At 68.3% G+C, this 9,314-nt stretch carries 11 protein-coding genes; 2 read left to right on the top strand and 9 right to left on the bottom strand.

The window, feature by feature from the left end:
* The 7 genes from FB384_RS24425 to FB384_RS24395 form a co-directional block, all read right to left on the bottom strand.
* Nucleotides 1-870, bottom strand: coding sequence for a hypothetical protein (locus tag FB384_RS24425; RefSeq protein ID WP_183787198.1), 870 nt, complete (start codon nt 868-870; stop codon nt 1-3).
* An 82-nt stretch (nt 871-952) separates the two neighbouring features.
* Complete coding sequence (locus tag FB384_RS24420) at nt 953-3,004, bottom strand: major capsid protein (RefSeq protein WP_183787197.1); 2,052 nt, start codon at nt 3,002-3,004, stop codon at nt 953-955.
* Nucleotides 3,005-3,177: 173 nt separating this feature from the next.
* On the bottom strand, nt 3,178-3,411 hold the full coding sequence (locus tag FB384_RS24415; RefSeq protein WP_183787196.1) for a hypothetical protein: 234 nt from the start codon (nt 3,409-3,411) through the stop codon (nt 3,178-3,180).
* Between the two features lie 95 nt (nt 3,412-3,506).
* Nucleotides 3,507-3,710 carry a hypothetical protein gene (locus tag FB384_RS24410; protein ID WP_183787195.1) on the bottom strand — a complete coding sequence of 68 codons (204 nt, stop codon included), beginning with the start codon at nt 3,708-3,710 and terminating at the stop codon, nt 3,507-3,509.
* Between the two features lie 3 nt (nt 3,711-3,713).
* Nucleotides 3,714-5,531, bottom strand: a complete 1,818-nt coding sequence (locus tag FB384_RS24405) for a phage minor head protein (protein WP_183787194.1) — start codon at nt 5,529-5,531, stop codon at nt 3,714-3,716.
* An 85-nt stretch (nt 5,532-5,616) separates the two neighbouring features.
* Nucleotides 5,617-5,991 (bottom strand): hypothetical protein, encoded by a 375-nt coding sequence (locus FB384_RS24400; protein ID WP_183787193.1) that lies wholly within the window; start codon nt 5,989-5,991, stop codon nt 5,617-5,619.
* A 133-nt stretch (nt 5,992-6,124) separates the two neighbouring features.
* Nucleotides 6,125-6,481 carry a DUF1360 domain-containing protein gene (locus FB384_RS24395; protein WP_228726665.1) on the bottom strand — a complete coding sequence of 119 codons (357 nt, stop codon included), beginning with the start codon at nt 6,479-6,481 and terminating at the stop codon, nt 6,125-6,127.
* A 323-nt stretch (nt 6,482-6,804) separates the two neighbouring features.
* On the opposite strand from FB384_RS24395, the gene FB384_RS24390 reads away from it, so the two are divergent.
* Both FB384_RS24390 and FB384_RS24385 read left to right on the top strand, forming a co-directional pair.
* Nucleotides 6,805-7,641, top strand: a complete 837-nt coding sequence (locus FB384_RS24390; protein WP_183787191.1) for a ParA family protein — start codon at nt 6,805-6,807, stop codon at nt 7,639-7,641.
* The gene (locus tag FB384_RS24385) at nt 7,641-8,054 is read left to right on the top strand and encodes a hypothetical protein (RefSeq protein WP_183787190.1); all 414 of its coding nucleotides are present in this window, start codon (nt 7,641-7,643) and stop codon (nt 8,052-8,054) included. The genes FB384_RS24390 and FB384_RS24385 overlap by 1 nt, the downstream gene beginning before the upstream one ends.
* Before the next feature lie 144 nt (nt 8,055-8,198).
* Here FB384_RS24385 and FB384_RS24380 read toward each other — a convergent pair whose 3' ends face one another.
* Nucleotides 8,199-8,441 (bottom strand): hypothetical protein, encoded by a 243-nt coding sequence (locus FB384_RS24380; RefSeq protein WP_183787189.1) that lies wholly within the window; start codon nt 8,439-8,441, stop codon nt 8,199-8,201.
* Nucleotides 8,438-9,205: a metal-dependent hydrolase gene (locus tag FB384_RS24375; protein ID WP_183787188.1), complete on the bottom strand. Its 768-nt coding sequence runs from the start codon at nt 9,203-9,205 to the stop codon at nt 8,438-8,440. Before FB384_RS24375 ends, FB384_RS24380 begins: the two co-directional genes overlap by 4 nt.
* Nucleotides 9,206-9,314: the final 109 nt, after the last annotated feature.

Here is a 9,314-nt window from a genome sequence, read left to right as displayed (position 1 = left end):
TCACAGCGGCGCCTCCTCGATTTGGGCGGTCGGTTCGAACATCGTCGAGTTGGTCTTGACCGCGGCCACGCTGCACGGCCAGTCCACGACGTAGATGCGCTCAGCGAGTAGAAGGCCGCGGTTCTGCTGACGGTCGAACGCGCCGGTGGTCCACGAGGCGGGCTCGATGATGTTCGACCGGCGGATCGTGATGGGCGGCGTGATGTACAGCCACGGGTGCGTGTCGTCCAACGCCGGCTCTTGCACGGGTGGGGAGCCGTCGTAGCCGGTGCCGAACACGACCGACGAGCCGAGCAGCGTGGTGGCGCGCGGCCCGCTCACCGAGGTGACAGCGCCCGCCTTGTGCAGCTGCGGCGCCATCCACCGCGGCGCGTGGATCACGCCCGCTCCGCCGTAGGTGCTGGCCAGCCAGTGCTCGAGAGCTCCCACGGCGTCGGCCGGATCCGCGCCAGCGGCGGGCGTTTCGATGACGTGCGCCTGCTGACGCAGGTTCGGCGACACGACGACATCGCCGGTGCCGCCGAACCGGCCGTCGTAGATGACGCGCTCCACGGCTGCCTGCTCGCCGAGCAGGAGCCGCTGCCGCAGCTGTCCACGGGCCTCGGTTTCGTCGCGGCCGAGGGTGCACTCGTCGGCGGCGTACAGGCCGAACGGGCTGGCGGCGAACCCGCTGATGGTCTGCCCTGGCTGCTTGGTCGGCCGTGTTTCCGGTGGGCACGGCCCTACCGGGTACGGGTCGACCTGGGTCGAGCACACCGCCAGGTACTCGATCCCGTTCAGCTCGTGCGTGTCGACACCTTCGACGACGCTGGCGGTGCTGAGCAGTCCGAAGCGCTGCGGAACCGGCGCCTCCGGCGACGGGACCAGCATTCGCGGGACGATCGCGGGCGCTGGCGCTGTCAACGTTCACCCCTCTCTGCTGGTCTCGCCCAACCGGTCATCAGTCCCGTCGTCAGCCCGTGGTCGAGCCGTCGCCTGCGGGCGCGGGCTCGGTCGTGGCGGGCGGGCAGGCGGCCAGGGACGGGCCGACAGAGCCGTTCGCGCAGAGGTTGGTCAGGCGCAGTCGGAACGAGCGGTTGCAGCGGTTCAGCAGCATCCACGCGTCCTCGCTGAACATCGCCGAGTAGCGGTTCTCGCGGAGCAGCGTGTAGTCGTACTGCACGCCCAGGTTCAGGATGTTGCCCTGGAACAGCACCCACGACCCGGCTGGGTAGGCGATCATCTCGACGCCGTTCGGCCAGCCGCCGTTGCCCGTGTCGGCGGACCAGTCCGGCATGACCTTGCCGGATGCGTTGCCCGCGCCGGCGGTGCTGGGGAGGTCCTGCCAGTCGTAGACCCACTGCACGCGCGAGGCGTACCCGGCGAACAGGGCCTGCACCTCGGCGTTGGACACCGATCCGTGCGGCCGGTTGCTCTTGCGCTCGATGTCGCGCTTGAGGAATTCGCGGAACCACACCGGCGCGACGATCTCGAGCGTCTGGGTGTCGGACATGCGGTAGGCGTTGCGGAACCAGGTGACCAGCAGCGGAATGCGGTCGAGCACGGCCTCGGCGGACGAGCCGAGGGCGTTGGCGACGTCGAACGCGGGCAGCTCGTCGGAGCGGTTGTAGATCCGCTGAATCCAGTGCGAGTTCAGGTAGTGCTGGTGGTGGATCAGCACGTCCGAGATGAACCGTTCGGTGAGCTCTGGGAACGTGCGGTCGCGCAGAATGTCGCTGGTCACGCACAGGTAGGCCAGCGACATGCGCTCTTCTGCCCAGCTGACGCACGGCCCGGAGATACAGGTTTTGAGGTTGGCCGTGCCGCCGGGGCCGTCCGAGTGGAAGTAGTTCGGGTTCGCGATCGAGTTGTCCGGCGCGGGGTCGGCCTCCGGGTAGTCGATGACGGTGCCGCGCCACGCGTCGGGCTGCTCGGGGTACTGGTCCCAGATCGGGTAGCGGATGCCGCCGCGGCGGGGCAGACCTGCGGTGGGCAGGTCCAGGATGCCGGCGGTGGTGGCCATCTGCGGGCACAAATTCCAGTCCACTTCGGATGGACTGCACCAGATGTCGTTGACGACGCTCGGGGCCTGGTCGGCGGCGGTCAGTGCCGTGTTGGCGGCCGCGACGAGCGAACCGCCGGGCAGGCGTGTCTCGTCGGCGAGCTTGTCGATGATCTGCGCGTCGGCCATTTCCGACCCGGTCGTGGACGCGTCGGCCGAGAAGGTGCGGGTGATGCGGGCGACGTTCGCCTTGATCGGCCCGTTCGTCGGCTGCCCCTCGGGGAACGTTGCGTAACGAGCGAGCGCGGCTTCGGCCATCTCCGACGTGGTGAGCGCCTTCCCGAAAGGCATGTCCGGGACCTCAGCGGCAGCGGTGATGCTGTAGGTGAGCATCGTCTTCTTCTCCTGTTTGGCCGGGCTGTTGCTGCGAGCTGAGTTGAGTGCCGAAGCCGTGCTCGGTCGCTGCGTCGAGTCGGACGCCGCGATCGGCTGATTGTCCGACTCTGTGCTCGTCTCGCGGGCGGTCTGTTCGGGGATCTGAGGTGTGGTGCCCTCGGTCCCGTCGGTGCCGCTGTCGGCGTCCTGCTGCGTGCTGTCGAGGGTCGGCTGGGCCGGTGGTGCGGCGGCGCCTCCCTCCTCAGTCGGGGCAGCGCCGTCGTCGTCGGTGCTCTCAGCGTTGGTGGTGTCCTGTTCGGACTCGGCCTCATCGGTGGTGGTGCGCACGCGGTCTGCGAGCGCACCCACCCGACGGTCCTGCTCGTCCCGTGCCTGCTTTCGCTCCTGATCGAGCGTGCGTACGGCGTCGGTCACGTCCGCCAACGCTTCGAGGGTGCTGACCTGGTCGGGCGCGTACTCGCCCTCGGCGTACAGCTCCTCGAAACGGCCAGTGGCCGCGGTTTCCAGCTCGGACAGGTCGACGTCCTGGATCTCGCGCAGTTTCGCGATGAGTTCTTGGACGCGCTGCTGCCCGGCGTCGGATTCCGCGCTGGTGGCGTGATTGAGCAGGTCTGTCAGGTGATCCACCGTGGGCCTCCACACAACACGAGCGGTTGTGCACCGGCCACGATTCGCCAGACGTGCTACTGAACTACGTCGCTCGCCCTCATGCCTGGGCAGAGGCAACGCTTGTCGAGAGGGTATCTCAGCGAGCCGACTCTGTGCAGATGGGGATTCCGCTCGTGTCGGCGTTCGGTCGTCTACTGCTGGGTCTGCTGGGCGTCGTCGTCGCTGATGGGCTTGAGAGACACCACCTGCGAGCTGTTGACGAACGAGTGGTCGTCGCAGTGCAGCCACACGATGTCGGTGCCGGTGCGGCCGTCGCCCCACGTGAACACGCCGAACGGGACCGTCGACGGATCCACACCGGACCACACGTAGGTCTCGCCGTTGATGTCGCTGACCTCGTACTTCTGCGGGGCGGGAGCGGTCATGGGGTTCCTCTCTCTCAACTGGGTGATTGCTCCGCGGACTCGCTGACCGATCAGCGTGCGGAGCCGTCCTTGCGGGACGTTCTGGGATCGGCGGCTCACTTGACCTCTTCGATAGCTCCGCCGTACATCGCTTGCTTCTGCACCGCGTCCCAGTGGGAGCGGGCGGTGATCGTCGCGCCGTTGGCGAGCACGACGCGGTAGGTCGGGCCGTCGGCGCTGGTCTGGGCGGTGGCCGCGCCGGTCATCGCGGGCGGGCGGGACGCCCCGGACTTCTTGCCTCCGCAGTTCTTGCAGGCCATGGCTTACTGCTCCTTCCTCACTCGCGCGGCTGCGGCGAGAGCTCTGGGGTTGGACAACCGCCGTCGGGCGGCAGTGATGCGCTTGTCGGCGGCTTCGGCCGCCCGGAACTCGCGGTACAGCCGCCACCCGTCGACCGGTGGCGGTGCGGGGTCGCCGGGGTGGCCGATTCCGGCCGCGACCAGCGCGGACACGTGACCGTCGGCGGCGACTTGTGCCCGCGGCCGGTCCTCGAACGGCAGCGCGGTGCGCTGTCCCACGCCTGACGGGTCGCCCGCGGCCGCGGCCGCGATCGCCTCGGCGCTCGGCTTGTTGAAGCCGGGCGTCGTGACCGAGCAGGCCGCGACCAGCTCGCCGTTCCGCCAGTCACCGGAGATCGAGTAGCGGGACAGCATGTGCACCTGAAACGGCGTCACGCCGGGGCGGAGCGCGCCGGCACACCAGATGCCGTGTTCGTCTTCGCCGGCCACGACGTCGGCGGCGACGAAGCTCGGGTCGTCGTAGTGGTCCATGACGTCGGGGAGCGTCACGGTCAGCTCGGCATGCCCCTTGGGTTCGCCGAGGCGGGCGGTGGCGAGCGGCCCGGTCAGCACGCGGCCGCCGTCGGCGGTCATCACCGGGTGCCGGTGGAACTTGGCGTAGGCGGCGGCGGTGCCGTGGCGGGGCGCGGTGATGCCGGGCATGGACTCGTGGTCGACGTCCCACGGGGCGATGTGGCCGAACACCCGGCCCTCGTCGGTGATGCGGATGCCGCGGACGTACTGGTCCAGTCCAGGGTCGGTGAACCACTCCCCTGGCGGCAGTTCGGGGGTGGACGCGATGACGGCGTCGGCCCATCCCGGTCCGCCGTCGGCGACTACGGGCTGGTCGTCCGGTGTGCTCGTGTCCGCCGCGGCCGCGGTGTCGGCGACTTCTTCGGGCGCGGCGGTGGCGGTCAGGTCGTCGGTGGTGTCCACGACGGGCCTCCCCTGGTTGTCGGTCTGGATCGGGTCGAACTGCTGGTCGCGGATCTGTTCGGGGTCGACCTCGGTTTCGTCGACCCAGTTCAGGACGCAGCGGCACTGGACGGTTTCGGAGGCCGGGCCTCGAGGGTCGTGTGGGTAGCGCAGCCGGGACGAGCCGATGACGAACAGGTCGTCGGAGGCCACGACGGTGCCGTTCGCGGCCCGGTGGGTGTCGCGGGTGCGGCCGTCGCTCGTGGCGATCCACTGCTTGAAGAGGCGTTCGCCGAACACCTCCTGGCGACGTTTGCCGGCCTGGTGGTGGCCGGCGTTGAGCGCGGCGATGGACTCCGTTCGCGAGATCACCTCAGCGGAGCCGGCCCAGTGCCGCAGCGTCAGCACCTTCGCGATGCGTTTGCGGACTTCGGGGATGGATTCGCGCTGGTCGCGGCCGTCGGCGACTTCGCGGCGCACGGCTTCGTACACCTCGTCGGGCCACGTTGCGCCGGTGAGACGTTCGGTGGTGTCGCGCATGTGCGCGTCGACGTAGTCCTGGTCGGACAGCCGCGGCTCGTCGCGGGCGCCGTCGGGCATGGCCTGCCAGTAGCCGTCGGAGTAGATCTGGCCGGAGGCCGGGACGATCCACGTCGCGAGCGCGTCGTTCCACACGGCCTGGTCGGGCCACACGTCGACGTTCGGGGGCAGGTCGGCGGGTCCGGCGTCGGCGCGGGTGGTGTCGCCGAGGATGGCCGCGCGGGCGGCGTCGAGGAACTTCGACATCGCCGCCCGCGCGGCCCTGCTCATGGCCTGTTCAGCGCGGATCAGCCGCATACGGCCGCGGCGCCGCTTCGGCAGCCACGGATCGTCGGCCTGATCGGGCACAGCACACCACCGGGGGTCCAGGGGTGCCCGGCCACGATCCGCCAGACGGCACGTTCAACGCGTCGCGGCCGATCGTAGCGGTGATTCACTCGTCGGCGAGACAGCCAGACCGGGTGAGGTGTTCGACGAGGTCGCTGCGCTGGTGTCTCCGTCTGGTCCGCACCAGGGTGCGGACGTACTCCTCGACGGACGTGCGGAGGCAGTGATCGGGCGGCATCACGTGGTCCAGCGGCCGAACTGATGTCTCCAGCAGCCGGTCCACCTGCTCCTCGGGCACGTTGAACAGTCGGTGTCGATCCCACGTGTCGGTGCAGCGCACACGCGACATCGGGTGCCGTTCCGACCGTGGCAACGTCCGGGTCAGCGACCGGCCGATGGAGTCGAGCGCGATTACCGCGGCGAGGTCGGCCAGGTAGATCGTCGACTCGTGTTCGTTGGCTGGTGATGAGGTAACGGTCATTGCGTGCCTTTCGCTGTGCGGGTCTCCCCCTTGTCGCGCTTCGTGCACGTGCAGGGGGCTGGAGAGCTACTGAGCTGCGGGCTGGCCGTCCAGAAGGGGTGAGTTACGGCCAACCCGCAGATCAGCAGGTGGGCTACGTGGCTTCGGTACTGGCGAGCAGCCCGACGGCGTAGCTGAGGGTCAGCGCGGTCGCCGGGATGATGAACCACGGCGACGACGTGTCGGCGTAGAGCACGAGTGGTGCGACGGCCACGCTGACCCAGAACCCGGCGCACCAGTCGCAGGTCACGAGCTTGTAGAGCATGGCTCGAACCTTCGCGACTCGCGGCCGTGCCGCGGGTGGCGCGGGCTGACCGGCGGCGAGCGCGGTGCGCTGCTGCCGACTGAACAGGACGGCATGACGCAGGCTCTCGGTGATCGTGTCGGTGGTGATCAGCCTCGTGATGCGCGCGGCCGTGCCGACCGCGAGCACCAACGTCATCCATGTCATCTCGTCCACGAACGCCACACTAGAACCGCTAAACCACCCGATTGGGTGTTCGCACCGGCGCGCCGCCGGATCGTGTGAACCTCTTCCCCGCGAGCTGACCAGCAGTAACCAGATAGCAAGATGACAAGATTTTCATATTGGTACTTACGTGCAGGTCACGGCATTCGTATCGAAAGATGAGCATTTCTCGCCATAGGCCGAAGTGGTGAACATTCAACATCTGGGGTTCTACGCACAGGGGTCATCTCGTGATCACGGCCGCCAGACGGCAAGATGAGACGCACACCAGATGCCCACCAACTCAAGAAGGGAAGTGACCTGCCATGCCTGAAAATCAGGCACGCGTCGTCGCGGCCGCCATGCAGAAGGGCGGCGTCGGCAAAACCACGAGCATCATCAACCTCGCCCGCGCAGCGGCCGTTAAGGGCCTGAAAACGCTGGTCGTAGACCTGGACCCGCAGGCCAACACCACCGACGCGCTCAGCGTCGAAACGCTCTCCCCCACGTCCGTCTCGATCGCGGACACGATCGTGCCGGAGGGCGCGATCTCCATCGAGGACGTCATCGTCGACACGATCTGGGACCGGACGTGGCTTGCCCCGGTGACCAACGAGAACACGCTCATCACCGCGCAGAACCGCATCGGCGCCGCCCAGCACGGCCGCGAGTACCGCCTGCGCGAGGCACTGGCCCCCGTGATCGCCGACTTCGACCTGATCCTGATCGACAACGCCCCGGCGTTGGGATATCTGCTGGTCAACGCGCTGGCTGCGCACGATGACGAACAGGTCCTCGTGGTGATGGAGGCCGACAGGTGGTCCACCCAGGGCCTGGCCCTGCTGCGGGACACGGTCGAACAGGTCCGCTCCTACAACAACAAGTCGCTGGCCTGGTCCGGCGTGCTGATCTCGAAGTGGCGCGGCACCAGCGACGAGAGGGACAAGCTCGGCGACATCGCCGGCCACTTCCCGGACGCCGAGGTGTGGGCGTCGGCCGAGGACACCTCGAAGGTGGTGCCGTTGTGGAACAAGATCAAGACGGAGATCAACGCGGGTGTCGGGCTGGACGAGTCGAAGGACGCTCGCCTGCGCGTGCTGGCCGGTGAGGTCTACGGCTGGGCCATCGACCGCATCATGGCCCGCTCGGAGGTGACGCTTTGATGGCTGCCGACCGGAAACCGAGCCCGCTGGCCACCGGCCGGTCCTGGCGCGACGACCCGGAAACACCTGCCACCGCTCCCCTGCCGGAACCAGCTCCTGCCCAGCAGGCACAGCAGGAACCCGAACCGGCAGAGCAGCCCCCGACCAGCGGCGACGCTGAGAACGTCCTGCGGTTCCCGCGGCGCCGGAAGCGCACGAACAAGAAGCTCGATCCGTTCGAGTGGCGCTCGTTCAACTGCAACATGCCCGTCGTGCTCAAGCGGATCGTGCGCACCTACGCAGCGCAGAACGACATGGACATCCAGGACGTAGTCGCTCAAGCGCTGGTGAACTTCTTCGACGGCGAGGGTGTCACCGTGCCGCAGACCCAGGAGGAGTACGACGCCATGCTCAAGGACGGCCGACTGCTCTGACCTGCACAAGCCAGATCACCAGACCGAACGGTTACCAGATATAGCGGCTTCGTCATCCGAAGCTTTCAGCACCACAAGATGCCCAGAACACGCGATCGGGAGTGATCCCGACATGCGCTGTTCTGGGCATCTGTGTATATGGCGTTATTCATATGTCGGTATGTGGTGTTCATACCATGCGGCTCGCCGCATGAGCCGGTCGGCGAACTCGCTCAGCTCCGTGATGAGCAGCAGCGCCCTGGTGTCGAGCGCGACCCGGTACAGGTTCGCTTCCTCGCGGGCGGCGATAGCGATGGTGCGGAGCTCCTGCACGATCGCGGCCCGCTGTTCTGGGCTGTACACCTCGGGCATCGGGTCGGCGAGGGTGCGCCAGCTGTGGTCGTTCATGCGGACATCTCCGTGAATGCCTGGAGGACGGGGGAGAGGAACGGGGAGAGCAGGACCGGCCAGGCCGCTACGACGGTCGCGACCAGCAGCAACGGGCGCACCACGCGATGCTCGGTCGGGGAGTTCGTGCGGAACGACAGCGGGCCGAGCAGGCGGATCTCCCACCAGGTCTCGCCGCGGATCTCGAACGGCAGCAGGCCGAACAGGAATGGGCAGCCGGAGACGGTGAGCGCATCGCCGAGCGTGTGCACGATGCACCCCGCGGCGACGGCGGCGCCGAGTTGCCAGCTGAGCGCGGTCGGGTCGTCCAGCATCACCATGCCGGCGGCCGCGGCGCCGCCGGCCGCGGGGACGGCGACCCAGTCGCCGAGCCGGTCGGCGGCCAGGATCGCGCCGACGAGGTATACGGCGAGCGCGGCCCACGGCGTGATGAACGTGAGTCCGGTGGCGATTCCGCCCACGACCAGCGCAAATATCCAGGTGTGCGACAGGTGCCGGTGAACCCCAGTGGGTTCATCGCGGCTGCCCTTCGTGCGCTCGTAGACCCACGCGGAGGTGGCGCGGAGCGTGTTCGAGACCTTCTCGCCGACCCAGCCGAGCACGCGTGTGGCCGAAGACGATGGGTGGTCGAGATCGGGGAACACGGCGTAGCCGGCGACGTTCAGCGAGAACGGGATGACCTGCGTCGGCTCGGTGAGCCCGACGGCGGGGGCGAGGGCGAGCCCTGCGGCGAGTCCGGACAGCGCGTGGTTGCTGCCCATCATTGGCTGGCCCTGCGCCTCCTGGAGCGGCGCTGACGGATCGCCGTGGTGGTGAAGCCGAGGCGGAGCGCGATCGTCGCTGTGTCGAGCTGCTGGGACTCAAGTTTGTCCA

The sequence above is a fragment of the Prauserella sediminis genome, from assembly GCF_014195435.1.
GTDB lineage: Bacteria > Actinomycetota > Actinomycetes > Mycobacteriales > Pseudonocardiaceae > Prauserella > Prauserella salsuginis.
The sequence above is the reverse complement of the archived record's forward strand: the minus strand, read 5'-3'. Positions and strand labels throughout refer to the sequence as shown.